Raw genomic sequence first — 24,662 nt, 5'->3', positions numbered from 1 at the left:
TGTCCTCACAGAAGATCGCGGATGGGTCGTCCATTCCGGACGTGGAAAAACGGCACGGTGCCGTCAAAGCCGAGCAGAGGGTCGGCGTCAAGCCTCGTGTGCAAGGCTTTGAGAATGCGCGCGGTGATATCGGGGATGGAAACCTCCGAAGGGTCGCCGACGGGCACCCAGCGCAAGTCCTTGAGCTCCCGGCTGTCCTGCAGTCCGCCGAGGTCGAGTTCGACTTCGTCGGTGAAGAGCGCGAAGAAATGGGTGTCGAATCGCCGTACGTGGCCGGGCGGTGTCAGCGCGCGGGCGACGTAGCGCAGGCATGCGAGGTCGGGGCGGAAGGGGAGTTGGCCGGAACAGGACGGCCCCACCACGAGGCTCGTCTCCTCATGCAGCTCCCGCATGGCGGCCAGCGCAAGCGCGCGCACGGCCGAAACGGACAGGCGTCCCCGATAGATGCCGACCAGCCGGTCGATCAGCGGCGCCGGGAGGTCGCTCGCAAAGGCGATCCTGTGATCGCCCGCATCCCGTCGCCCGCCGGGGAAGACGTGCACGTCGGGCATAAAGGCATGTTTCTTGCTGCGCCGGCCGACGAGCACGCGCACCTCGCTGTTGCGCCGGTCGAGAAGGAGGATGGAGGCCGCGAGCCGCGGGCGCAGCGCCCTTGCCGGTGCGGGCACCGTTTCGGATGTGCCGCCGGTCGCGGCATCATCGCTGCGCATCAGCTGCGGCCCTGCGGCGGCAAGTCGTCTTCCGGCCGATCCTCGTGCCCGCCGAAGCCATGCATCCGCAAAGCCCATTGCAGGCCGACGACGCCGCCCTTGACCGGCTGCATGAGGGCGATCGAGCCGGCGATCGTGATCGGCACCCAGATGGCGAGGTGCTGCCAGTTCGACAGCGTCACCAGCATTTCCGTCATCATGAAGCCTCCGAGCACCAGATGGCCGACGATCGTGACGACGATATACGGCGGAAAGTCGTCGGCGCGATGATGATGAAGCGCTTCTCCACAGACAGCGCAGGTGTCGTTGACCTTGAGGAATCGGCCAAACAGGCGCCCCTGGCCGCAATTGGGGCAGCGGTTGAGAAGCCCGCGCCGGATCGAGCGCCCGACCGGGCGTTCGCTGATCGGAGCGTCGCCCAGATGCAGTGTCGCTGCTCCGGGCCCGATGTCGCTGTCTCGCATGTCACCGCTCGCCATCGGGGTTAGCGCCGTCCACGCGGCGGGCGAGTGCCGGGCGCCTTGCGCGCGCCGGCCTTGTCGCGGCGCCCCGCCTTGTGGAAGGACCGCGTCGCCGTCACCATCTTGCGCCCCTCGTCCAGCATCTCGAATCGCAGGGCGCCGGCCAGCGGCACGGCATCGACCAGCTTCACCCGCACCTCGTCGCCCAGACGGTAGCCGAGACCGGTCTTGTCGCCGACCAGCGCCATATGCGCCTCGTCGAAGATGAAATAATCCCGCCCGAGCGTCGAGATCGGCACGAACCCGTCGGCGCCATACTGCGGCAGGGAGATGAACAGGCCCGACTTGGTGACGCCGGACACGCGGCCGTCGAATTCTTCGTTGACGCGGCCGCTCAGGTGGTGGGCGATCAGCCGGTCGATCGTGTCGCGCTCCGCCGCCATCGCACGCCGCTCGAAGGTCGAGATCTCCGCGGTGATGTCTTCCAGCGCCCCTTCCTCGGCGGGCGTGATCGCGCCTTCGCCGAGCCCGAGCGATCCGACCAGCGCCCGGTGCACGATCAAGTCGGCATAGCGCCGGATGGGCGAGGTGAAGTGGGCGTACTTCATCAGGTTCAGGCCGAAATGGCCGATATTCTCGGGGCTGTAGACCGCCTGACTTTGCGAGCGCAGCACCATCTGGTTGACGATGGTCTCATAGGGCTGCTCCTCGGCTTTCGCGAGGATGCCGTTGAAGTGGTTGGCGCGCATGTTGCCACCCTTGACCAGCGTCAGGTCGAGCGTCGCGAGAAACTCGCGCAGCGTCTCCTGCTTGGCGAGCGAGGGCGCATCGTGGACGCGGTAGACGAGCGGCTGGCGCTTGATCTCCAGTGTTTCGGCGGCCGCCACGTTCGCCTGAATCATCATCTCCTCGATCAGCTTGTGCGCATCGAGCCGGTCCGGCACGAAGACGCGATCGACCGTGCCGTCCGGCTTCAGGAGGATCTTGCGCTCCGGCATGTTGAGTTCGAGCGGCTGGCGCCGGTTCCGCCCGATGGTGAGGATGCGATAGGCGTCCCAAAGCGGCTTGAGGATGGGCTCCAGCAGCGGGCCGGTCTTGTCGTCCGGCGCGCCGTCGATCGCGGCCTGGGCCTGGTTGTAGGAGAGCTTGGCGGCGCTCTTCATCATGATGCGATGGAAGGTGTGCCCGATCTTCCGGCCTTCGCGGGTAAAGCGCATGCGCACCGCCAGCGCCGGCCGGTCCACCGCTTCCTTGAGGGAGCACAGCTCGTTGGAAATGCGCTCGGGCAGCATGGGCACAACCCGGTCCGGGAAGTAGACCGAGTTGCCGCGCTTCAGCGCCTCGTTGTCGAGTGCGGATTTCGGGCGGACGTACCAGGAGACGTCGGCAATCGCAACGGTGACGATCACGCCGCCCTCGTTCTCCGGCGATGTGTCGGGTTCCGCATGCACCGCGTCGTCATGGTCCTTGGCGTCCGCGGGGTCGATGGTGACCAGCGGCAGGGAGCGCCAGTCCTCCCGATGCGACATGGTCGCGGGGCCGGCAGCATCGGCTTCGCGCGTGACGCTGTCGGGGAAGATATAGGGAATGCCGTGTGCGTGAATGGCGATCATCGAGATCGCCTTTTCCGAGGAGACCGAACCGATGATCGACTTCACTTCGGCCCTGGCAAGCCCGAACCGGCCGGAGCGGACGATCTCGACCTCGACCAGATCCCCGTCCTTGGCCTCGCCGACGCCGCTCGCCTCGACGTCCATTTCCTCGCCGCGCTTGTCGATCGGCATGATGCGGCCGGTGCCGGCCGGCATTTCGCGGAAGACGCCAAGGGCTGCATTGGCGCTGCGGCGCCGGTCGAGCACCTTGACGATGCGGGCCGTATAGGCGGGGCCTGTCGGTTCCTTGGAGGGGAAGATCTTGGCCAGCACCCGGTCGCCGATGCCGCCGACGGGCATCTTGCCCTTGGCCTTGGCAACGCTCGACTGGCGGATGAGGACGGCGGGTGCGACGCCGGCATCGTCGGGCCACTCGGCCGGACGGGCGACGAGTTCGCCGTCCTTGTCGCGCGTGGTGATGTCGAGAACGGTCACCGGGGGCAGGGCGCCCAGCCGGACGAGCGACTTGCGCTTCTTCTCCACGAGGCCGTCGTCCTCGAGATCCCGCAGAGCCGCCTTCAGCTCGATGCGCGCTTCACCCTTGAGGCCGAACGCCCGGGAAATCTCGCGCTTGGAGGCCTTGTCGGGGTTCTCGGCGATGAAGCGCATGAGCACGTCGCGCGGCGGTACGGCGCCGTGGATGATGGGTGCATCATCGGCCGGCGGCAGCACCGTGCCCGCACGGGCCAGCCGGACCGAGGGCTTTGCGGTCCGTCTCATGCCGATGCGGGGCGATTTGCTCACGGTCTATCCCTTCTGTGCCTTGGCGGCCGCCGCGGTCTTGGGTTTTGCGGCAGCCTTCGTCTTTGTCGTCGTCTTCGCCGCGGGCTTGGCCTTGGCGGCGGCGCGGGGCTTGGCGGCCTTTTCCTCGCCATCCGCTGCCGCCTTCGCTGGTTTTGCAGCCTTCGCCTTTACCGTCTTGGCCTTCACGGGTTTCGCCTTGCCGGCCCGTTCGGCCAGCAGCGGCAATGCCTCTTCGAGCGTCACCGATGTCGGATCCTTGCCCTTGGGCAGGGTGGCGTTCACCTTGCCCCAGTTGACATAGGGTCCGTAACGCCCATCGCGAACGGTAATCGCGCCGCCATCGGGATGTTCCCCGAGGTCCTTTAGCGCGGCCACGGCCGCGCCGCGCCCGGCCGGACCCTTGGATGCCTTGTCCGCCAGCACCGAGACGGCGCGGTTGAGGCCGATCGAGAACACGTCCTCGATGGTCTCGACATTCGCATATTTCCCGTCATGCAGGATGAACGGCCCATAGCGGCCGAGGCCGGACGAGATCATCTTGCCGGATTCCGGGTGCTGGCCGATGTCGCGCGGCAGCGACAGGAGCGCGAGCGCCTTCTCATGGTCGATGCTCGCGGGCGTCCAGCCCTTGGGCAGGCTGGAGCGCTTGGCCTCCTTGCCTTCGCCGCGCTGGACATACGGGCCGAAACGGCCATTGCGCAGGGTGATCTCCTCGTCCGTATGCGGGTCCTTGCCCAGCGCCTGCGGCTCGTTCGAGGCCTGCGCTTCCGCATCGCCATCCGACGACAGCTGGCGGGTGAAGTTGCAATCCGGATAGTTCGAGCAGCCGACGAACGCGCCGTATTTGCCGAGCTTCAGCGACAGCTTTCCGGTGCCGCAGACCTGACAGATCCGAGGATCGCTGCCATCCTCGCGCTTGGGGAAGACGAGCGGTGCGAGTTCCTCGTTCAGCGCATCGAGGACATTGGTGACCCGCAGTTCCTTGGTGTCTTCGATCTGCGCGAAGAAATCCTTCCAGAAGTCGCGAAGCACGTCCTTCCAGTTGAGTTCGCCGGCGGAAATCCGGTCGAGCTTCTCTTCGAGCGAGGCCGTGAAGTCGTACTCGACATAGCGATGGAAGAAGCTTTCGAGGAACGCCGTCACGAGGCGTCCCTTGGCTTCCGGGATCAGCTTGCGCTTGTCGATGACGACATATTCGCGGTCGCGCAGGGTAGCGAGCGTCGAGGCGTAGGTCGAGGGACGGCCGATGCCGAGCTCTTCCATGCGCTTGATCAGGCTTGCTTCCGAATAGCGCGGCGGTGGCTCGGTGAAATGCTGGCTCGCATTGATCTTCTGCTTGGCGACGGTTTCGCGCGCCTTGATCTCCGGCAGGCGGCCTTCGTCCTCGCCGTCGTCGCTCTGCTCGCCGTCTTCCTTCTGGTCCGTATAGGCGGCGATGAAGCCGTCGAAGCGGATGACGGAGCCCACGGCGCGCAGGCCGGCCTTGCGGTCGCCGTTCTCGGCAAGAATCTCCACTGTCGTCCGTTCGATCTCGGCCGAGGCCATCTGGCTGGCGATGCCGCGCTTCCAGATCAGGTCGTAGAGGCGCAGCTGGTCGGCATCGAGGAAGCGGCGCAGCTGGTCCGGCGTGCGGGTGAAGTCCGTCGGGCGGATCGCCTCGTGGGCTTCCTGGGCGTTCTTCGCCTTGGTCGAATAGAGCCGGGCTTTCTCGGGCACGTAGCGCGCGCCGAACTGATCGCCGATGGCGCTGCGGGCGGCGTCGATCGCCTCCGAGGCCATCTGGACGCCATCGGTACGCATATAGGTGATGAGACCGACCGTCTCACCGCCGAGGTCGAGACCTTCGTAGAGACGCTGGGCGACCTGCATGGTGCGCGAGGCGGAGAAGCCGAGCTTGGAGGATGCCGCCTGCTGCAGCGTCGATGTGGTGAAGGGCGGCGAGGGGTTGCGCTTGACCGGCTTCGCCTCGACGGTATCCACGACGTAGGACGCGCCTTCGAGCAGCGCCTTCAGGTCGTTCGCCTGCTCGCCATTGCCGACCGAGCGCGCCTGCAGGCGCTTGCCGTCGGCGGCCACGAGGCGGGCCTCGAAGTCGTCGCCGCGCGGCGTCTTCAGAATGGCGGAGAGGTTCCAGTATTCTTCGGAGACGAACCGCTCGATCTCCGACTCGCGGTCGCAGACGAGGCGCAGCGCGACGGATTGCACGCGGCCGGCCGACCGGGCGCCGGGCAGCTTGCGCCACAGCACCGGCGACAGGTTGAAGCCGACGAGATAGTCCAGCGCGCGGCGTGCCAGATAGGCGTCCACCAGCGGCACGTCGATGTCGCGCGGATTGGCCATCGCGTCGAGCACGGCCTTCTTGGTGATGGCGTTGAAGACGACGCGGCTCACCGGCTTGTCGCCGATCAGCTTCTTCTTGCGCAGGAGATCGAGCACATGCCAGGAGATCGCTTCACCTTCGCGATCCGGGTCGGTCGCGAGAATGAGGCCGTCGGCGTTCTTGAGCGCCGCGCCGATATCGTTCATCCGCTTGGCGGACGCGCTGTCCACCTCCCACAACATGGCGAAGTCTTCGTCGGGCTTGACCGAGCCGTCCTTGGCCGGAAGGTCGCGGACGTGACCGAACGAGGCCAGGACCGTGTAGCCGGGGCCGAGATACTTGTTGATGGTCTTTGCTTTGGCCGGCGATTCAACGACGACGACATTCATGGTCATAGGATTCAGCAACCATAGAGAGGGGTGACGGACTTCCCTCAGCCGTCACGCCGGGAACTTTTGAAGCCCCGACATGGAGGGGGATTTCGTCGCGGTCAAGTGGCGACCATGAAATTAGCCAGTTTGCATGGAGGATCGATCGGCCCGCAACCTCTTCATTTACAGGCATTTGATGCTTCCTCCGACCAAGCGCTGCGCCAGACGGCCCGTTGGCCCGGAATACAACGCACCACAACCTTGGAGGGATAATGTTGTGATTGCAATTAGGAATATTTGCGTTATCGTCTGCCGGAGAAGAGCGAGTGCACCGAGGGACAGGCGGTGGTGATAGCCTTACAGGTTGTCGCCGCGTGTGCTGCCGGCTGCCCGCTCGGGATAAAGGCAAAGCCCAACAGGACGTTTTCATGGTGCCCGTATATAATGACGCTTCTGTTCCCGCGACGCCTGACGACGAGAGCCTTGCCTATATTCGTCAGATGCTCGGTGAACTGCGCGGCGTCGCCGACGAAAAGGGCGCGGACATGCTCTGCTACCTCCTGGAGATGGCCTATGTCGAGGCGGGCGACCTCATGTCCGGCCGGCGCGCCCTCTCACCCAAGGGGCTCAAGAGAAACGAGGCCGCCGGGGTGGCGGTGAAGCCGGCCGGCAAGATCAAGCTCTAGCAGCACGAGATAGACCGCCGAGGCGGGACATCCCGTATGGCGGATAATGTCGTCGGTCTCGACCGGCGTCGGGCCCAGCGCATCGATGATCGCGTCGCGCTCCCGGTCGCCGGGTAGCTCCGCGACCGGCCGCCGCGCCATGCCGATGTCCATCTCGCTCTCCGTCTCGCGCGCGAGCGGTTGGTCGAAGAGGTCGATGCGGCTGAGCGGTGCCAGCGCTTCGAGGATGTCGCGCGCTTCCGTCGTCACCACCGCGCCGTCCTTGAGCAGACCATTGGTGCCGTGGCACCGCGGGTCGAGCGGCGAACCCGGCACGGCAAAGACCAGACGTCCGAAATCGGCGGCGTAGCGCGCCGTGATCAGCGATCCGGAGCGGCTTGCGGCCTCCACGACGGCAAGTCCGAGCGCCACGCCGGCAATCAGCCGGTTGCGGCGCGGGAAGTCGCGCGCCCGCGGCTCCCATCCGAAGGGCATTTCGGTAATGGCAAGGCCGTGTCCCGCGGTGATCTCGTCGAGCAGCGGCACGTTCTCGGGCGGGTAGGGCTTGTCGATGCCACCGGCGAGAACGGCGATCGTGCCGGTGTCGAGGCTCGCGCAATGGGCCGCGGTGTCGATGCCGCGGGCAAGACCGGAGATGATCGTATAGCCGGCCCTGCCGACGTCGCGGGCGATCATGGCGGCGAACTTGGCGCCGCTGATGGAGGCGTTGCGCGCGCCGACGATGCCGAGCGCCGGCGCGGTGCCGGTGGATGCACGGCCCTTGACGGCCAGAAGCGGCGGCGCACCGTCGATCTGGCGAAGCGCTGCGGGATAGTCCGGTTCGCCAATGCCGACGAATCGCGCGCCGCAGCGGGCGGCGATCGCGAGCTCCCGCTCGGCTTCGGCGACCGTGGCGATGCGGATCGCCCGCGTGGAGCCGCCGCGGCGGGAGAGCTCCGGCAGCATCTCCAGCGCCGTTTCAGCGGATCCGACATGGTTGATGAGATCGCGGAAGGTGACGGGGCCGACATTGTCGGACCGGATGAGGCGCAGCCAGGCGATTCTTTGACGATCCGTCAGCGCGATGCCTTTCCCATTCGGCCCCTTCGCGCTGTCGCTCATCGACGTTTATCCTTTCTGGCCGATCCGGCTTTCCGTTCCCGCGATCAGGCGCGCGATGTTGGCGCGGTGCTTGATCCAGGTGATGACGCTCAGGACCACGAACAGAACACCGATGCGGCCATACCCCGCAAACAGCAGCACGGCCGGCACCACGATGGTGGCGACGAGCGCCGACAGCGAGGAATAGCGCGTGACCTTGGCGACGATCAGCCAGCAGGCGGCAAAGACCAGAACCACGAGAGGCGCAAGCCCGAGCAGCACGCCGATATAGGTCGCGATTCCCTTGCCGCCCTTGAAGCCGAGCCAGACCGGAAAGAGATGCCCGAGAAAGGCACCGAAACCTGCGGCGATACCGGCCTCCGGGCCGAGGACATGATAACCGACGGCGGCGGCCAGCGTGCCCTTCAGCGCGTCCAGCAGCAGGGTCGCTGCCGCGAGCTTCTTGTTGCCGGTGCGCAGCACGTTGGTGGCGCCGATATTGCCGGAGCCGATCTTGCGAACATCGCCAAGCCCGGCCGCCCGCGTCAGGATCAGGCCGAACGGGATCGAGCCGAGCAGATAGCCGAAAAGAAGGAAGCCGAGCGTCGGCAGAGCCGCCAGCGGCCAGATGAACACGTCCATGAATGCCCCCTCGCGTCAGCCTCTTACAGGCTGTGCACGCACTTTCCCGCAACATAGGTGCGAACCGCGCGACCCGTAAAGCGGGCATTTTCGAACGGCGTGTTTTTCGAGCGCGAGACGATGGCCTCCTTGGAGACGATCCAGGGCTCGTCGAGATCGATCAGCGTGATGTCCGCCTGCGCGCCGGGCTTCAGCGTTCCCGCGTCGAGCCCGAAGATCTGCGCCGGCCGGGTGGAGAGGGCGTCGATCAGGCGCATCAGCGGCACTTCGCCGCTGTGATAGAGGCGGAGGGCGGCGGCCAGCATCGTCTCCAGACCGATCGCGCCATCGGCCGCGTCGGCGAAGGGCAGGCGCTTGGTGTCGACGTCCTGCGGATCGTGCGAGGAAACGATGATGTCGATCCGGCCCTCGGCCAGCGCTCGCACCATGGCCGTGCGGTCGTCCTCTCCGCGCAGCGGCGGCGTCAGCTTGAAGAAGGTCCGGTATTCCCCGATGTCGTTCTCGTTCAGCGACAGATGGTTGATCGAGATGCCCGAGGTGACGTTGACGCCGCGCGACTTCGCCAGCGAGATGGCATCGACCGATTCCGGCAGCGAGATCTTGGCGGCGTGGTAGGCGGCGCGGGTAAGGCCGGCAACGCGCAGGTCGCGCTCCAGCGGAATGATCTCCGCCTCGCGCGGCACGCCGGACAGGCCCAGCCAGCTCGCGAGCAGCCCCTCGTTCATGACGCCGCCGGCGCCCAGATATTTGTCGCGCGATTCCAGCGCGATCACCATGCCGAACTCGCGGGCGTAGGTCATGGCCCGGCGGAGCACGAGCGTATCGTGCAGGGCCTCGCGCCCGTTCGTGAAGCAGACGGCGCCGGCCTCGCTGAGAAGGCCGAACTCGGTCATCTCCGTGCCGCGCAGCCCCTTGGTGAGCGCTGCGGCCGGGTAGACGTTGACGACCGCCTTGTCGCGCGCCGTCTTCATCACGAACTCGACCAGCGCGATATCGTCGATGACGGGATCCGTATCCGGCATGGCGATGAACGACGTGATGCCGCCGACGGCGGCCGCCTGAGCGGCGGACGCGATCGTTTCGCGGTGCTCGGCACCGGGTTCGCCGACGAACACGCGGGCATCGACGAGGCCGGGAACGGCGATCAGGCCGCGGCAATCCTGAACGGTTGCGCCTTCGGGCACGCCCTGATGGGCCGCGTCGCTGCCGGCCGCCAGGATCACGCCGTCCCGAATGAGGATCGTACCCGTTTCGTCGAGGTTGCGCGACGGGTCGAGGATGCGCAGATTGGTGAGGACGAGATCGGTCATGCGCGCGTACCCTGATTGTTGAGACCGCCCTGATGTTGCGAGACGAGCAGCGCTTCCATCACGGCCATGCGCACTGCAACGCCCATTTCGACCTGCTGCTCGATGACGCTCTGCGGTCCGTCGGCAATCTCCGAGGCGATTTCGACGCCGCGGTTCATGGGGCCGGGATGCATGACAAGCGCATCCTCCTTCGCCGCCTTCAGTTTCTCCGCGTCGAGGCCGTAATAGCGGAAATATTCGCGCACCGATGGCACGAAGGCGCCGGCCATGCGCTCGCGCTGCAGCCGCAGCATCATCACGACGTCCGCATCCTTCAGGCCTTCTTCCATCGAGTGGTAGACCTCGGCACCCATGTCGGCGATGCCGGACGGCAGCAGTGTTGCCGGGGCGACGACGCGCACGCGGGCGCCCATCTGGTTGAGAAGCAGGATATTAGAACGCGCCACGCGCGAATGCAGCACGTCGCCGCAGATGGCCACGATGATGCGCGACAGCTTGCCCTTGGCCCGCCGGATCGTCAGCGCATCGAGCAGCGCCTGTGTCGGGTGCTCGTGCTGACCGTCGCCGGCATTGATGACCGAGCAGGAAACCTTCTGCGCGAGAAGGGCGGCAGCACCGGCAGAGGAGTGGCGCACGACCAGCACGTCGGGGTGCATGGCGTTGAGCGTCATCGCGGTGTCGATCAGCGTTTCGCCCTTCTTCACCGAGGAGTTGCCGACCGACATGTTCATGACGTCGGCCCCGAGCCGCTTTCCGGCAAGCTCGAAGGAGGACTGGGTCCGGGTGGAGGCTTCGAAGAAGAGGTTGATCTGGGTGAGGCCTCGCAGCGTCGAGGTTTTCTTCTCGCGCTGACGGGAAATTTTGACCGCCTCGTCGGCAAGATCGAGAAGTCCGGTGATATCGCGCTCGTTCAGGCCCTTGATGCCGAGAAGATGGCGATGCGGAAAGAAATCCATGGGAAGCCCGCCTCAAATGGTCGCGTTGCCGCGCTCTATAGAGCCTGTGCGGGTGGGCGGCAAGGCAGGGCGTGCGAACAGCTGAGGACAAAGCCCGCGGGCGCCGACGCATCGGGCTGCAGAGGCTTGGCCGATGGCCGTATCGATTTTGCGGGAGGGCGCAGCCAGTGCTGTTCCTAACGTTCCGCACTTCGGCTAGAACCGGTTCATGACCGTGACTCGACCCGACCAGACCCTTGACGACCTCAACCAGCCGAAACCCTGGTCGGGCATCAACGCCTATCGTTCCGATCCGCTGCTGACCGACGTCGCAAGCGGGTTGCCCAAGGTGTTGCGCGACGATTTCGACGGGCTCGGCCGCTATGTCACCTCCCCGGAGGCGCAGGACCTCGCGCGCATGGCCAACCAGGGCGTGCCGCAGCTGCGCACGCACGGGCCGCGCGGAGAGCGGCTCGACGTGGTCGATTTCCATCCGGCCTGGCATGCGCTGATGCGCCGCTCCATGACGGCGGGCCTGCATTCCTCCGTCTGGGAAAACGTGGCCGACGAGCGCGGCTATGCCCATAAGAGCCGGGCCATCCGCTTCTATCTCACCGCGCAGCTTGAAAGCGGCCATCTCTGCCCGCTGACGATGACCAGCGCCTCGCTGGCCGCCATGGCCGCGACGCCGATGGTGCAGAAGGAATGGGCGCCGAAGGTTCTGTCGCGGAAATACGACGCCTCGAACCGCCCCTTCCTGCAGAAATCCGCCGTGACCATCGGCATGGGTATGACGGAGAAGCAGGGCGGCACGGATGTTCGCGCGAACGTCTCCACCGCCGAGCGGGTGGGCGAGGGGATCTACCGGCTTTCCGGCCATAAATGGTTCATGTCCGCGCCGATGAGCGACGCCTTCGTCATGCTGGCGCAGACGCGCGAGGGGCTCGGCTGCTTCCTCGTTCCCCGGCTGCTGGAGGACGGATCGGCGAACGGCCTGCGGTTCCAGCGGCTGAAGGACAAGCTCGGCAACCGCTCGAATGCCTCCTCCGAAGTCGAGTTTTCCGAAACCTTCGGCTTCATCCTCGGCGCCCCGGATGCCGGCATCACCACGATTCTCGACATGGTCACCCTGACGCGGCTCGATTGTGCCCTGTCCTCGGCCGGCATGATGCGCGCGAGCCTTGCCGAAGCGGTCCACTACACCCGCGGACGCGCCGTTCTCGGACGCCCGCTGGTCGCGCAGCCGATGATGACGCGCGTGCTGGCCGATATGGCGCTGGACGTCGCCGCCGCGAGCGCGCTCTCCCTGCGGCTCGCCGATGCCTTCGACCGCGCCCGCGACAGTGCGGAGGAGGCGGCCTATGCCCGCATCATGACGCCGGTCGTCAAATACTGGGTCTGCAAGACCGCACCCACGCTCATCGCCGAGGCGATGGAGTGCCTGGGCGGCAATGGATATGTCGAGGAGCGGCCGATCGCCCGGCACTACCGCGAGGCGCCGGTGAATGCGATCTGGGAAGGGTCCGGCAATGTGATGGCGCTCGACGTGCTCAGGGTGCTGAAGCGCGGCCGGGAGCTGTTCGAGGCTCTGTTCGACATCATCGGTCGGGATCTCGGTCCCGCCGCGCGCAAGACCATCGACGTGCTGCGCGCCGCCATTTCGCTTTGCGAGCGCGACGAGGGGGCGGCACGCCTGCTGGTCGAGCAGCTCGCGTTGGCCGCCGCCGCCGCCGAACTTTACCGGCTCGGTGCCGGACGCATCGCCGATGCCTTCATGGAATCTCGCCTTGCCGCTGGCTGGCGCTCCACCTACGGCATGCTCGATTCGCGCTTCGACAGCGCAATGATCGTCGATCTCCTGTATCCCGCATCCAGCTGAGCGCGTCTCGTTCGCGATATCCGCACGCGGCTCGGGACGGCCGTTAACCTTAACGAAAGGTTGACGTTGCCTCGTCAAGGTTAACGTTCCATGTGTTGTGGATCGCAACCGCACGGAGCCCGCATGATGCGCGCAGTCCTGACGTTCATTCCCATGTCGATCTTCGCGGTCGTCGCGCTGGACGTGGCGGTGCCGGCCCTCGTTCTTCTGGTCTGCGTCGTTTCCACCGGCGTGGCGGCTTCGGTCGCAGCCTGGGGAGCGCGCGGCATGGCGACCATGAGAGGAGACCGGGCATGAAGTGGCTTCTGATCCTGTGGGGCGGGCCGGTCCTGTTTCTGACGAGCTGGTACACGCTGTCCTACAACGACATCAGCTTCGGCATCTTCATGCTGTCGCGCGAGGCGAACGATCTCGTGTTCCAGATGTACGGCAATGTGCTCGGCATCGCGCCCGAAACGATTCCGCCGCTCGTCGCGCGCGCGATGATCTTCGACAGCTTCATCGTCTTCGGCCTCATCGCGCTGCGCAAACGCGAGGCGATCGTCGCCTGGTACCGTCGCCGGAGCGATCAATCGTCGGTGGAGGCCGCAGCGCGTGCCAGCGAGGCCAGCCTGTCCAGCGCGCCCTGAAGAATGAAGGAGGCCGCGGCCGAATCGATGCGCTCCGCGCGCTTGGCGCGGGACACGTCCATCTCGATCAGGGTCCGCTCAGCCGCCACCGTCGAGAGCCGCTCGTCCCAGTAGACGAAGGGCAGGGCGGTCTTCTGTTCCATGTTGCGCACGAAGGCCCGGGTCGCCTGCGCCCGCGGCCCGTGCGACCCGTCCATGTTCACCGGCAGGCCGATCACGAAGGCCGCGATCCGTTCCTTCTCGGCAAAGGCCAGCAGTGCCTGCGCGTCGACTGTGAATTTCATGCGCTTGATCACCGTTCGCGGCGTGGCGAGCCCACGGCCGAGGTCGGATACGGACAGACCGATCGTCTTGGTGCCCAGGTCGAGCCCGGCAATCGCCTGACGCGGCAGCAGGGTGCCCGCCAGATCCTCGATGGTCATCACGCTCATGCTAAACCTCTCCGTCGGCCTTTGTCTTTGCCTGTCGATGTTCCATATGCTCCGCGGGCACCGATTTCACCAGCGCGCGTTTCGCCCGGTCGGGTTTAAGGCGCGCCCGCTACAGATGACAGGAGATATGTCATGAAGATCAAATGGCTCGGCCATTCCGCCTTTCACATCGAGACAGCCAAAGCGAAGATCCTGATCGACCCGTTCTTCTCGGGCAACCCGTCCTTCGACGAATCGACCCGCAAGGACGCGGCCGCCGGCCTCGACTATATCCTGCTCACCCACGGCCATGGCGACCATGTGGGCGATACCGTCGCACTGGCGAAAGAAACCGGCGCGACCGTCGTCGCCAATGCCGATCTCGCGGCATGGCTCGCGTCGCGGGGCGTCTCCGCGCTCGAAATGGGCAATACCGGCGGCACGATCCACCTCAAGGGCTTTTCCTCGACCTTCGTCAACGCCCTGCATTCCTCCGCGCAGATCACCGAGGACGGCGTTTCGCACTCGCTCGGCAGCGCCAACGGCCTCGTCCTGCATTTCGACGACGCGCCGACGCTCTACCATATGGGCGACACCGACATCTTCTCGGACATGGCGCTGATCCAGGAGCTTCACCAGCCCGATATCGGCCTCGTTCCGATCGGCGACCGCTTCACCATGGGCGGTGCCGTGGCCGCGCTCGCCTGCCAGCGCTACTTCAGGTTCACCACCGTGCTGCCCTGCCACTACGGTTCCTTCCCGATCGTGGACCAGACCCCGGATCTCTTCCTCGCCGCCATGGAGCCGGCGAGCACCAAGGTGGAAGTCCCCGCCGTGGGCGGCGTCGTGACGGTCTGATCACCGCGCGAACGCGGTCTCGCCTGAATCCCCCGTTGCGCGCTCCCGTCGTGGTCAGTATAGCGGGGGATCATTTCCCGTTAGGCCCGGAGTCCGCCATGTCCGTCGATCTCGCCACCGTCAAGCGCGTCGCGCATCTCGCCCGCATCGCCGTCAGCGAAGACGACGCCAACCGCATGACGGGCGAGTTGAACGCGATCCTCGGCTTCGTCGAACAGCTCGGCGAAGTCGATGTCACCGGTGTCGAGCCCATGACGTCGGTGACGCCGATGGCCATGAAGAAGCGCGAGGATCTCGTGACCGACGGCGGCAAGGCGGACGATATCGTCGCCAATGCGCCGAATTCCGACCGGAACTTCTTCCTCGTGCCGAAGGTCGTCGAATAAAGAGACCGACCGCTCACGCCTCGAAGACCGTTTCGCCCGCCTGCCGTTTACGAAAGTCCCGTTCGCCATGACCGAGCTCACCCACCTTACCATCGCCGAAGCCCGCGACCGGCTGGCCGCCCGCGACATCACAGCCGTCGAACTGACGGACGCCTATATCTCCGCCATCGACGCGGCGAACGGTGCCCTGAACGCCTACGTCACCGTGACGCCGGAGAAGGCGCGCGACATGGCCAAGGCCTCCGACGCGCGTCTGACGGACGGCAAGGCCGGTGCGCTGGAAGGCATCCCGCTCGGGATCAAGGATCTGTTCGGCACCGAAGGCGTGCACACGCAGGCCTGCAGCCACATCCTCGACGGCTTCGCGCCGCGGTACGAATCGACCGTGACGCAGAATCTTTGGAACGACGGTGCCGTCATGCTCGGCAAGCTGAACATGGACGAGTTCGCCATGGGCTCCTCCAACGAAAGCTCCTACTTCGGCCCGGTGAAGAACCCCTGGCGCGCCACGGGCTCCAATGCCGATCTGGTGCCCGGCGGCTCGTCGGGCGGATCGGCGGCGGCCGTCGCGGCCTTTCTCTGCGCCGGCGCCACCGCGACCGACACGGGCGGCTCCATCCGCCAGCCCGCGGCCTTCACGGGTACGGTCGGCATCAAGCCGACCTATGGCCGCTGCTCGCGCTGGGGCATCGTCGCGTTTGCCTCGTCGCTCGATCAGGCAGGTCCGATCGCCCGCGACGTGCGCGATGCGGCGATCCTCCTGAAGTCCATGGCGAGCGTCGACGCGAAGGACACGACCTCGGTCGACCTGCCGGTGCCGGATTACGAAACGGCTCTGGGTGGCTCGCTGAAGGGCATGAAGATTGGCATTCCCGCGGAATACCGCGTCGAAGGCATGCCGGAAGAGATCGAGGCGCTCTGGCGCCAGGGCATCGCCTGGCTGAAGGACGCCGGTGCCGAAATCGTCGATATCTCCCTGCCGCACACGAAATACGCCCTGCCGGCCTACTACATCGTCGCACCGGCCGAGGCGTCCTCGAACCTCGCGCGCTATGACGGCGTGCGCTATGGCCTGCGTGTGGATGGCAAGGACATTGCCGACATGTACGAGCAGACGCGCGCCGCCGGCTTCGGCCAGGAGGTCAAGCGCCGCATCATGATCGGCACCTATGTGCTGTCGGCCGGCTATTACGATGCCTATTACCTGCGCGCCCAGAAGGTCCGCACGCTGATCAAGCGCGACTTCGAAACGGCTTTCCACGCTGGCGTCGACGCGATCCTCACGCCCGCCACGCCGTCCTCCGCCTTCGGCATCGCCGATCAGGAGCTCGCGGCCGATCCGGTGAAGATGTATCTGAACGACATTTTCACGGTAACGGTGAACATGGCCGGCCTGCCGGGCATCGCCGTTCCCGCCGGCCTCGACGCCAAGGGCCTTCCCCTCGGCCTGCAGCTGATCGGCAGGCCGTTCGAGGAGGAGACGCTGTTCAAGACCGCCCATGTCATCGAGCAGGCTGCCGGACGCTTCACGCCGCCCAAGTGGTGGTAGGCCGAGCGGTCTTCGCGCCGATGGGGGCTTGGAGAGGCCATGGTTCTGGTACGCGGTGCACGCGAGGATGAGGTGCCCCGGCTGGTAAAGATCGGCCTTGCCGCCTGGGAGCAGGCGGTGGTCGGCTTTGCCGATGTCGCCAAGATGCGCGCCACGGCCGAATACTCTTTCGGCTCGTTCCTGCGCGAAGGCTGGCCCCGCACCCTCGTGGTGGAAGCGGGTGGTGCGAGCGTCGGCTGGGCCGCGCGGGAGAACGGCGATGTCGAGGTCAGCGACCTCTGGGTGATGCCCGACCACCAGCGTCACGGACTGGGCAGCGCGCTGATCGAGGCGCTGCGCGGCGACATGGAGGGAACCGGCCTGCCGGAAATGACGGCGCGGACCCATGCGGGCAACGCGCCGGCCATCGCGTTCTTCCGCCATCACGGCTTTCGCATCGCCTGGTTCTCGACCGCCTACCTTGCCCGGCTGGATCGGGATGTGGAACAGGTCGGGCTCGCCCGGACGCTCCGCGACGTCGAAAGCGACGGCGAGATCTGATGCGGCCGAGCGCCTGACCAGCCGGAAACCGGTGCCGGACATTCGCGCGCGTCTTGCACCCCTTCAGCATTTGTTCTAACCCGGACCTACCCAAAAGAAGCCTGCAGGAAGAGCCTTCCATGACCCTTGTCGACGTTCGCACGCCCGATCCGAAACGCTTCATCCCCGGCGCCACCGGCGACTGGGAAGTGATCGTCGGCATGGAGGTGCACGCGCAGGTCACGAGCCAATCGAAGCTGTTTTCGGGCGCATCCACCACCTTCGGCAATGCGGCCAACGCCAACGTCTCGCTGGTCGATGCCGCCATGCCCGGCATGCTGCCCGTCATCAACGAGGAATGCGTTCGCCAGGCGGTGCGCACCGGGCTCGGCCTCAAGGCGCAGATCAACCATCGTTCGATCTTCGACCGGAAGAACTACTTCTATCCGGACCTGCCGCAGGGCTACCAGATCTCGCAGTTCAAGGACCCGATCGTCGGCGAAGGCAAGATCGTCATCTCGCTCGGCCCCGATCGCCAGGGTCATTTCGAGGATATCGAAATCGGCATCGAGCGGCTGCACCTCGAGCAGGACGCCGGCAAGTCGATGCACGACCAGCATCCGACCATGTCCTATGTCGATCTCAACCGATCGGGCGTCGCCCTGATGGAAATCGTGTCGAAGCCCGACATGCGCTCGTCCGACGAGGCCAAGGCCTATATGACGAAGCTGCGTTCCATCGTGCGCTATCTCGGCACCTGCGACGGGAACATGGACGAGGGCTCCATGCGCGCCGACGTCAACGTGTCCGTCCGCCGCCCCGGCGCGGACTTCGGCACACGTTGCGAGATCAAGAACGTCAACTCCATCCGCTTCATCGGCCAGGCCATCGAGTATGAAGCCCGCCGCCAGATCGCGATCCTGGAGGACGGCGGAAAGATCGATCAGGAGACGCGCCTTTTCGACCCGAACAAGGGCGAGACGCGCTCCATGCGCTCCAAGGAAGATGCGCATGATTATCGCTACTTCCCCGATCCGGATCTCCTGCCGCTCGAATTCGACGAGGCCTTCGTCGAGGCGCTGAGGGTCGATCTGCCGGAACTGCCGGACGACAAGAAGGAGCGCTTCGTGCGCGACCTCGGCCTGTCCACCTATGACGCCTCCGTGCTGGTCTCGGAAAAGGCGATCGCCGATTATTTCGAGGCCGTCGCTGCCGGCCGCGATGGCAAGGCGGCAGCGAACTGGGTCATCAACGATCTGCTGGGCGCCTTGAACAAAGCCGGCAAAGGGATTGAAGAGACTCCGGTTTCCCCCGCTCAGCTCGGCGGCATCCTCGACCTCATCAAGTCGGAGGTCATCTCCGGCAAGCTCGCCAAGGACCTGTTCGAGATCGTCTTCAACGAGGGCGGCGACCCGGCCGACATCGTGGAAGCCCGCGGCATGAAGCAGGTGACGGATACGGGCGCCATCGAAAAGGCCGTGGACGAGATCATCGCCGCCAATCCGGATCAGGTCGAGAAGGTCAAGGCCAAGCCGTCGCTCGCCGGCTGGTTCGTCGGACAGGTGATGAAGTCCACGGGCGGCAAGGCCAACCCGCAGGCCGTACAGGCGCTGGTCAAGGCGAAGCTTGGGCTCGAGGACTAGCCATGTTCTTCGTCCGCACCGCCACGGAACGCGATCTCGCCGCCATCAGCGCGCTTCTGGGCGAGACGGCACACGCGACCTACGACGCCACCTATGGTGCCGACAAGGTCGCGGAGATGACGGCCAAGTGGCACTCGGTGGCGGCGCTCAAGGCGAACCTGCAGCGCAAGAACAGCGAGTTCGTGGTGGCCGACGATGGCAAGCGCCTCGGTGGCATGGCTTACGCGTCCATGTCGCAGACGCTGCACGAGACGGCCGTTCTGCACCAGCTCTACGTCCTGCCCGCGCTCCAGCGGCAGGGGATCGCCCGCGATCTCTTCGCCGAACTCGAAACCTGCTTTCCCTATGCGGGACACATGCGGGTCGAGGTCGTGAGCGACAACGCGCCGGCCATCGCCTTCTACGCGGCACATGGTTTCGCCGAGATCGGCCCGGGCTCGGAGGCCTGGGGCATGCCGACGGTGGAGATGGAGAAGGTTCTGGACGACGCCCGCTGAGAGCGCCTTCCAAGCCGGTGCAAACGCGCTGCGACAAACGCGGCAGGCTGGACAAGACCGGTCCGGCAGGCCATAAGCAGAAGCAATCATAAGGCATCCGCGCGCGGCTTTCGTGCGCCGGTCCAAGGACGGTTCGATGAAGACTTTTCTGCAGATTTTCACCTGGTGGAACGGCTCGACGATCGGGACGCGGTTCCACACCTGGCGCTTCGGCAAGAAGGTCGGGCAGGACGAGCTCGGCAATACCTACTACGAAGGTGGCAAGGACTCTGAAGGCCGCACGCGCCGCTGGGTCATGTATAACGGCTATGCCGAGGCATCGGCGATCCCGCCGGGCTGGCACGGCTGGATGCATCACCGCACGGACGTTTCGCCGGCCGACGAGACTTATGCCGCCCGCGACTGGCAGAAGGCGCACCGCCTCAACATGACCGGCACGGCACAGGCCTACCGTCCGCCGGGCTCGCTGGCGAAGCCCGGCGAACGCCCGCGGGTCACCGGCGACTACGATGCGTGGACCCCCCGCTCTTAAGCGGCATCGTGGGTTTCCGGCCGATCGGCCGGAACCATCATCTCGCGGCCATGATTGGCATCTACATCCATCCGCGAGACCGAGCCCCGGACAGGCTCGACCCAGACGGCCCGACGCTGTCGGAACACGCCTGTTCGATGCAACCGGAGACCGAGGTTTTCGGATTGGCTGACGGAGGCAGGGATTGCACCCGTCTCGTCGGCTGTCGCCACGGGATTCCGAGGCGGGCAGGGGATGGCAATGGCAGTGAACAGGAAGATCCGGAACGTGTCGATGAACCGCAAAGTCGCGATCTGCCGCAAGTCCGCCCGCCATGCCGCCCTGTTGTTGCTTGCTGCCGTCTCCACGCTGTCGGTGACCGCGCCGACGACGCAGGCTGCGCGCCTGGCCAATCCCGTCGCCGTCTTCTCCGGCATCGACAAGATCACCGGCCGCATCACCACCTTCGACGTCTATATCGGTGAAACCGTCCAGTTCGGCGCGCTTCAGGTCACGCCCCGCGTCTGCTACAGCCGTGACGATACGGAAGCCCAGAAGACCACGTCGTTCGTGGAGGTCGAGGAAATCACCCTGGATCGCAAGATCCGCCGGATCTTCACCGGCTGGATGTTTGCCGACAGCCCGGGTCTCAACGCCGTCGAGCATCCGGTCTACGACGTCTGGCTGCAGAGCTGCAAAGCCAAGTCCGATCTTCCGCCCCCGGACAGTGCTTCCAACAGCCAGTAAGACGCAGGCCTGTCGTCGGACCGCGCCCGCGTTTCGCGCCGAACCCGTTCCATCGTGGAAATCCGTATGTGCGTCAGAACAGCGCGTGCGGCCGGGCAATGGCATCCGCGAGCATGCCGGCATAGGCGGCCTTGGGCACATCGATCGCGCCGAACGTCTTCAGATGATCCGTGGTGAACTGCGTATCGAGCAGAACGAAGCCGCGGTCGCGCAGATGTTCGACGAGGTGAACAAGACACATCTTGGAAGCATCGGTGCGGCGGGAAAACATGCTTTCGCCGAAGAAGGCGGCGCCCAGCGAGACGCCATAAAGCCCGCCGACCAGATCGTCGCCGTCCCAGGCCTCGACCGAGTGGGCGTGACCCATCATGTGCAGGGCCGTATAAAGGCCGCGGATGGTCCCGTTGATCCAGGTGGTCGGCCGGTCCGGCGCGGGAGCGGCGCATCCGTCCATGACGGCTTCGAACGCCGTGTTGCGCCGGAGGGTGAAAGGCGAACGCCGGATCGTCTTGGCAAGGCTGCGGGAGATATGGAAGTCATTCAATGGAATGACGCCGCGGATCTCGGGCTCGACCCAGAAGATTTCCGGATCGTCGGCCGAGTCCGCCATGGGAAAGAGACCGATCGAATAGGCGCGCAGCAGCAGGTCGGGTGTGATGTCCGGTTGCTTGCGGCGGCTGCCTCTCATGCTGGGCCTCTGGTTGCTCGCTCGGGCCGTGCGCCGGTCAAGGGCGAAAGGGGTCGAGCGGCGCGTTTGGAAAGCCGGAGCGCTGCCGCCCGAAGGAGGCTGGCAGCGCTCCGGCGGAGCCTTAGTCCGCCGGCTGGGCGAGGTAGTTTTCCAGCCAGTGAATGTCATAGTCGCCGTTCGCGATGTCCTGATTGTTGATCAGGTCCTGGAACAGCGGCAAGGTGGTCTTGATCCCGTCGATGACGAATTCGTCGAGAACCCGGCGCAGCCGCATCATGCACTCGACGCGGGTGCGGCCGTGCACGATCAGCTTGCCGATCAGGCTGTCGTAGTAGGGCGGGATCTTGTAGCCCTGATAGGCACCCGAATCGACGCGAACGCCGAGACCGCCCGGAGCGTGGAAATGCGTGATCGTGCCGGGCGAGGGCACGAAGGTGCGCGGGTCCTCGGCGTTGATCCGGCACTCGATCGCATGACCCTGAAACACGATCTCGTCCTGTGTGACCGACAGGCCCGCGCCGGAGGCGACGCGGATCTGCTCGTGGACGAGGTCGATACCGGTGATCGCCTCGGTGATCGGATGCTCCACCTGCAGGCGCGTGTTCATCTCGATGAAGTAGAACTCGCCGTTCTCGTAGAGAAACTCGACCGTGCCGGCGCCGCGATATTTCAGCTTGCGCATGGCATCGGCGCAGATCTCGCCGATCTTCATCCGCTGCTCGACGTTGAGCGCCGGGGAGTTGGCTTCTTCCCAGACCTTCTGGTGGCGCCGCTGCAGCGAGCAGTCGCGCTCGCCGAGATGGATGGCATTGCCTTCGCCGTCGCCGACCACCTGGATCTCTATGTGGCGCGGTTTGCCGAGGTATTTTTCCATGTAGACGGCATCGTTGCCGAATGCGGCTGCAGCCTCCGAGCGGGCCGTGGAAACGGCTTCCTCGACCTCGTCCTCGTTGCGCGCAACCTTCATGCCGCGACCGCCGCCGCCGGCCGTTGCCTTGATCAGCACGGGAAAGCCGATCTCGCGGGCGATTTCGAGCGCGTTCTCGGGGCGTACCTCGCCGGTCGAACCGGGCACGACGGGAATGCCGAGCGCCTTGGCCGTTTCCTTCGCGGTGATCTTGTCGCCCATGATGCGGATATGGTCGGCGGTCGGTCCGATGAAGGTGATGCCGTGCGCGTCGAGGATATCGGCGAACTTCGCGTTCTCCGACAGGAAGCCGTAACCGGGATGCACGGCATCGGCACCGGTGATCTCGCAGGCCGCGACAATCTGGTGAATGTTCAGGTAGCTGTCGCGCGAGGGTGGCGGGCCGATGCAGACGCTTTCATCCGCCAGGCGCACATGCATGGCGTCGGCGTCGGCCGTGGAGTGCACGGCAACGGTGGCGATGCCGAGTTCCTTGCAGGCGCGAAGGACACGAAGCGCGATTTCGCCGCGATTGGCAATGAGAACCTTTGAGATGAGGGGCATGGGCTTACTCGATGACCACGAGCGCTTCGCCGTACTCGACCGGTGCGCCGTCTTCCACGAGGATCTCGACGACCTTGCCGGAGCGCGGCGCCGGAATCTGGTTCATCGTCTTCATGGCTTCGATGATGAGAACGGTCTGGCCTTCCTTCACCGTGGCGCCGACTTCGACGAACGGACGCGAGCCGGGAGCGGGCGACAGATAGGCCGTGCCGACCATGGGGGCCGTCAGCGCGTTCTTCGACGTGCGGGCCGCAGCCTCCGGTGCGGCGGCAGCCGCCGCGACGGCCACGGGGGCAGCCGCCGGAACCGGTGCGGAGACGTATTGCGGCGTGCCGGCGCGCGAGACGCGAATACGCAGGTCTTCCTGCTCGATCTCGATCTCGGTCAGATCGGTCTCGTTCAGGATATTGGCGAGATCGCGGATCAGTGCCTGATCGATGCCGGTCTTCTTGTCAGCCATGAGAGCCTCTTGTTCTTTTTATTTCTGTGTTTGAAGGAGTGTGTTTAGCGCATTGAGCGCGAGAATGTAACTCTGCGCGCCAAAGCCGCAGATGACGCCTTTCGCCGCTGGGGCAAGCATGGATTTGTGGCGAAATTCCTCGCGCGCGTGAACATTCGACAGATGAAGTTCGACCACGGGGATGCCGATGGCGCGGGTCGCGTCATGCAGGGCGACCGATGTATGGGTGTAGGCGCCGGCGTTGACGGCAATGCCGGCGGCACGTTCGCTGGCTTCGTGAAACCAGTCGACCAGCACGCCTTCATGGTTGGTCTGGCGGAAGTCGATCGTCAGGCCGAGCTTTTCGCCCTCCGCAACGCACATCGCCTCGATGTCGGCGAGGGTCTGGCCGCCATAGATGCCGGGCTCGCGCTTGCCCAGCATGTTGAGGTTCGGACCGTTCAGGACGAAAATCGTTGGCATTTCGGAAGCATCCTCTCGTCGTACCGCCAGCTATAGACGGTTGGCCCGTTGAAAAAAAGCCTTTTGGGCCCGTCGCATGGCTGCAAGCGCCCGGCGCAGGCCTTGTCCACAAGGCAGGTAGCCGTGATGTCAGCAGGCCGTCTTGCCGCAGCGGCGCATGTTGGCGATCTTTTCCACCAGTTCGTCCGCACCGACGGCGCCGAAAACGGCCTCGTTGCCGATGATGTAGGACGGCGTGCCGGTCACACCAAGCGCATTGGCAAGCGTGTAGGATTCGCGAACCTCGTCGTCGTGGCTCGGATCGACCATCCTGGCGCGGATATCCGCTTCCTTCACGCCGAGACGTGTCGCGACGGCCATCGCCGTTTCCTCCGTCGCACGATCCTCGCCGCCGAGAAGCGCGCGGTGGAAATCGCCGTATTTTTCGGGCGCGAGCTTGCGGAAGGCGGAGCTGACCCGGTGGGCATCGAGCGATTCCTGGCCGAGAATCGGCAGCTCCTTCAGGACGAAGCGAACGTTCTTGTCGGCTTCGAGAATGGCCTCCATGTCCGGAAGCGCACGTTTGCAGTAGCCGCAATTGTAGTCGTAGAACTCGACGACCGTCACGTCGCCTTTGAGATTGCCGAGCGAGACGTCGTATTTCGAGTTGAAGATCGCGTCCTTGTTGGCGCTGATCGCCGATTCGGCGACCTGCTGCTGCGCCGCGGCCTGCTTTGCCTTCAGCGCCTCCTGCACATCGAGCATGACCTCGGGATTGGCAATCAGATATTCGCGGATGAAGGCGCCGAACTCGGCCTTCTGGCTGTCGTCCAGGGCCCGTGCGGGCGTGATGAAGACGCAGGTGGTGGAGACGAGCAGCAGCGATGCGGCGATCAGTCGGCGTACGGGGAAGGTCATGCGGTCCTCGCTGATATGGCGCTGCCGACGCGGAGAGAATGCCGGCGCGCGGTCTCCGTGCGATAGCACATGCAAACGCACCGGGACAACAAAACGTCGAGAGCAGGCGCCTTGTCGCGCGCGGCTCTTGTGAAGCCCGCGTGCT

At 65.4% G+C, this 24,662-nt stretch carries 26 protein-coding genes; 12 read left to right on the top strand and 14 right to left on the bottom strand.

All coding sequences use genetic code 11. From position 1 onward, the window contains the following. Nucleotides 1–5: 5 nt before the first annotated feature. From LRX75_RS07060 to topA, 4 genes are read right to left on the bottom strand one after another with little or no spacing between them, the layout of a single operon-like run. Nucleotides 6–710, bottom strand: coding sequence for an NUDIX hydrolase (locus tag LRX75_RS07060; RefSeq protein ID WP_231813076.1), 705 nt, complete (start codon nucleotides 708–710; stop codon nucleotides 6–8). After that, nucleotides 710–1,174, bottom strand: coding sequence for a DUF983 domain-containing protein (locus tag LRX75_RS07055; RefSeq protein ID WP_231813074.1), 465 nt, complete (start codon nucleotides 1,172–1,174; stop codon nucleotides 710–712). Before LRX75_RS07055 ends, LRX75_RS07060 begins: the two co-directional genes overlap by 1 nt. Nucleotides 1,175–1,194: 20 nt before the next feature. After that, on the bottom strand, nucleotides 1,195–3,567 hold the full coding sequence (gene rnr / locus LRX75_RS07050) for a ribonuclease R (RefSeq protein ID WP_420851163.1): 2,373 nt from the start codon (nucleotides 3,565–3,567) through the stop codon (nucleotides 1,195–1,197). A 3-nt stretch (nucleotides 3,568–3,570) separates the two neighbouring features. Further along, the gene (gene topA, locus LRX75_RS07045; RefSeq protein WP_231813446.1) at nucleotides 3,571–6,276 is read right to left on the bottom strand and encodes a type I DNA topoisomerase; all 2,706 of its coding nucleotides are present in this window, start codon (nucleotides 6,274–6,276) and stop codon (nucleotides 3,571–3,573) included. 410 nt (nucleotides 6,277–6,686) lie between these two features. On the opposite strand from topA, the gene LRX75_RS07040 reads away from it, so the two are divergent. Next, entirely contained in the window at nucleotides 6,687–6,944 is a 258-nt protein-coding gene (locus LRX75_RS07040; protein ID WP_231813072.1) for a hypothetical protein, read from the top strand. On the opposite strand, the gene dprA is transcribed toward LRX75_RS07040, so the two are convergent. The 4 genes from dprA to LRX75_RS07020 are packed head-to-tail and all read right to left on the bottom strand — an operon-like array spanning nucleotide 6,873 to nucleotide 10,932. Continuing rightward, entirely contained in the window at nucleotides 6,873–8,045 is a 1,173-nt protein-coding gene (gene dprA / locus LRX75_RS07035) for a DNA-processing protein DprA (protein ID WP_231813070.1), read from the bottom strand. The two genes, LRX75_RS07040 and dprA, sit on opposite strands and share 72 nt — an antisense overlap. A 6-nt stretch (nucleotides 8,046–8,051) precedes the next feature. Further along, nucleotides 8,052–8,666, bottom strand: a complete 615-nt coding sequence (gene plsY, locus LRX75_RS07030) for a glycerol-3-phosphate 1-O-acyltransferase PlsY (RefSeq protein WP_231813069.1) — start codon at nucleotides 8,664–8,666, stop codon at nucleotides 8,052–8,054. A gap of 23 nt (nucleotides 8,667–8,689) precedes the next feature. Next, the gene (locus tag LRX75_RS07025) at nucleotides 8,690–9,976 is read right to left on the bottom strand and encodes a dihydroorotase (protein ID WP_231813067.1); all 1,287 of its coding nucleotides are present in this window, start codon (nucleotides 9,974–9,976) and stop codon (nucleotides 8,690–8,692) included. After that, entirely contained in the window at nucleotides 9,973–10,932 is a 960-nt protein-coding gene (locus LRX75_RS07020; RefSeq protein ID WP_113150423.1) for an aspartate carbamoyltransferase catalytic subunit, read from the bottom strand. The genes LRX75_RS07025 and LRX75_RS07020 overlap by 4 nt, the downstream gene beginning before the upstream one ends. A 208-nt stretch (nucleotides 10,933–11,140) precedes the next feature. On the opposite strand from LRX75_RS07020, the gene LRX75_RS07015 reads away from it, so the two are divergent. The 3 genes from LRX75_RS07015 (at nucleotide 11,141) to LRX75_RS07005 (ending at nucleotide 13,419) form a co-directional block, all read left to right on the top strand. Next, nucleotides 11,141–12,790 carry an acyl-CoA dehydrogenase family protein gene (locus LRX75_RS07015; RefSeq protein WP_231813065.1) on the top strand — a complete coding sequence of 550 codons (1,650 nt, stop codon included), beginning with the start codon at nucleotides 11,141–11,143 and terminating at the stop codon, nucleotides 12,788–12,790. A 123-nt stretch (nucleotides 12,791–12,913) separates the two neighbouring features. After that, the gene (locus LRX75_RS07010; RefSeq protein ID WP_231813063.1) at nucleotides 12,914–13,087 is read left to right on the top strand and encodes a hypothetical protein; all 174 of its coding nucleotides are present in this window, start codon (nucleotides 12,914–12,916) and stop codon (nucleotides 13,085–13,087) included. Then, nucleotides 13,084–13,419, top strand: coding sequence for a DUF6105 family protein (locus tag LRX75_RS07005; protein WP_231813061.1), 336 nt, complete (start codon nucleotides 13,084–13,086; stop codon nucleotides 13,417–13,419). Before LRX75_RS07010 ends, LRX75_RS07005 begins: the two co-directional genes overlap by 4 nt. Here LRX75_RS07005 and ruvX read toward each other — a convergent pair. Further along, nucleotides 13,359–13,850 carry a Holliday junction resolvase RuvX gene (ruvX, locus tag LRX75_RS07000; RefSeq protein WP_231813059.1) on the bottom strand — a complete coding sequence of 164 codons (492 nt, stop codon included), beginning with the start codon at nucleotides 13,848–13,850 and terminating at the stop codon, nucleotides 13,359–13,361. The two genes, LRX75_RS07005 and ruvX, sit on opposite strands and share 61 nt — an antisense overlap. Before the next feature lie 132 nt (nucleotides 13,851–13,982). Between ruvX and LRX75_RS06995 the strand changes: the two genes are divergently transcribed. From LRX75_RS06995 to LRX75_RS06960, 8 genes are all read left to right on the top strand, one after another. Beyond that, nucleotides 13,983–14,687 (top strand): metal-dependent hydrolase, encoded by a 705-nt coding sequence (locus tag LRX75_RS06995; protein WP_231813058.1) that lies wholly within the window; start codon nucleotides 13,983–13,985, stop codon nucleotides 14,685–14,687. 98 nt (nucleotides 14,688–14,785) lie between these two features. Then, nucleotides 14,786–15,073, top strand: coding sequence for an Asp-tRNA(Asn)/Glu-tRNA(Gln) amidotransferase subunit GatC (gatC, locus tag LRX75_RS06990; protein ID WP_231813056.1), 288 nt, complete (start codon nucleotides 14,786–14,788; stop codon nucleotides 15,071–15,073). A 67-nt stretch (nucleotides 15,074–15,140) separates the two neighbouring features. After that, nucleotides 15,141–16,622: an Asp-tRNA(Asn)/Glu-tRNA(Gln) amidotransferase subunit GatA gene (gene gatA / locus LRX75_RS06985; protein WP_231813054.1), complete on the top strand. Its 1,482-nt coding sequence runs from the start codon at nucleotides 15,141–15,143 to the stop codon at nucleotides 16,620–16,622. Between the two features lie 39 nt (nucleotides 16,623–16,661). Continuing rightward, nucleotides 16,662–17,162 (top strand): GNAT family N-acetyltransferase, encoded by a 501-nt coding sequence (locus LRX75_RS06980; protein ID WP_231813053.1) that lies wholly within the window; start codon nucleotides 16,662–16,664, stop codon nucleotides 17,160–17,162. Nucleotides 17,163–17,281: 119 nt separating this feature from the next. After that, nucleotides 17,282–18,784 carry an Asp-tRNA(Asn)/Glu-tRNA(Gln) amidotransferase subunit GatB gene (gene gatB, locus LRX75_RS06975; protein WP_231813051.1) on the top strand — a complete coding sequence of 501 codons (1,503 nt, stop codon included), beginning with the start codon at nucleotides 17,282–17,284 and terminating at the stop codon, nucleotides 18,782–18,784. 2 nt (nucleotides 18,785–18,786) lie between these two features. Next, complete coding sequence (locus tag LRX75_RS06970; RefSeq protein ID WP_231813049.1) at nucleotides 18,787–19,281, top strand: GNAT family N-acetyltransferase; 495 nt, start codon at nucleotides 18,787–18,789, stop codon at nucleotides 19,279–19,281. A 136-nt stretch (nucleotides 19,282–19,417) separates the two neighbouring features. Then, on the top strand, nucleotides 19,418–19,813 hold the full coding sequence (locus LRX75_RS06965) for an NADH:ubiquinone oxidoreductase subunit NDUFA12 (RefSeq protein ID WP_113150433.1): 396 nt from the start codon (nucleotides 19,418–19,420) through the stop codon (nucleotides 19,811–19,813). Between the two features lie 273 nt (nucleotides 19,814–20,086). Then, complete coding sequence (locus LRX75_RS06960; protein WP_231813047.1) at nucleotides 20,087–20,539, top strand: DUF2155 domain-containing protein; 453 nt, start codon at nucleotides 20,087–20,089, stop codon at nucleotides 20,537–20,539. 73 nt (nucleotides 20,540–20,612) lie between these two features. Here the strand turns inward: LRX75_RS06960 and aat are convergent, their stop codons facing one another. The 5 genes from aat to LRX75_RS06935 form a co-directional block, all read right to left on the bottom strand. Then, nucleotides 20,613–21,227 (bottom strand): leucyl/phenylalanyl-tRNA--protein transferase, encoded by a 615-nt coding sequence (aat, locus tag LRX75_RS06955; RefSeq protein WP_231813045.1) that lies wholly within the window; start codon nucleotides 21,225–21,227, stop codon nucleotides 20,613–20,615. 121 nt (nucleotides 21,228–21,348) lie between these two features. Continuing rightward, entirely contained in the window at nucleotides 21,349–22,698 is a 1,350-nt protein-coding gene (gene accC, locus LRX75_RS06950) for an acetyl-CoA carboxylase biotin carboxylase subunit (RefSeq protein WP_231813043.1), read from the bottom strand. 4 nt (nucleotides 22,699–22,702) lie between these two features. Further along, complete coding sequence (gene accB / locus LRX75_RS06945) at nucleotides 22,703–23,158, bottom strand: acetyl-CoA carboxylase biotin carboxyl carrier protein (protein WP_113150437.1); 456 nt, start codon at nucleotides 23,156–23,158, stop codon at nucleotides 22,703–22,705. 18 nt (nucleotides 23,159–23,176) lie between these two features. After that, nucleotides 23,177–23,620, bottom strand: coding sequence for a type II 3-dehydroquinate dehydratase (aroQ, locus tag LRX75_RS06940; protein WP_113150438.1), 444 nt, complete (start codon nucleotides 23,618–23,620; stop codon nucleotides 23,177–23,179). A 129-nt stretch (nucleotides 23,621–23,749) separates the two neighbouring features. Continuing rightward, nucleotides 23,750–24,517 (bottom strand): DsbA family protein, encoded by a 768-nt coding sequence (locus tag LRX75_RS06935; RefSeq protein ID WP_231813041.1) that lies wholly within the window; start codon nucleotides 24,515–24,517, stop codon nucleotides 23,750–23,752. Nucleotides 24,518–24,662: the final 145 nt, after the last annotated feature.

The sequence above is a fragment of the Rhizobium quercicola genome, from assembly GCF_021168455.1.
Classification (GTDB): Bacteria; Pseudomonadota; Alphaproteobacteria; order Rhizobiales; family Rhizobiaceae; genus Ferranicluibacter; species Ferranicluibacter quercicola.
Note: the sequence above shows the minus strand (reverse complement) of the source record. Positions and strands in the feature narration are given on the sequence as shown.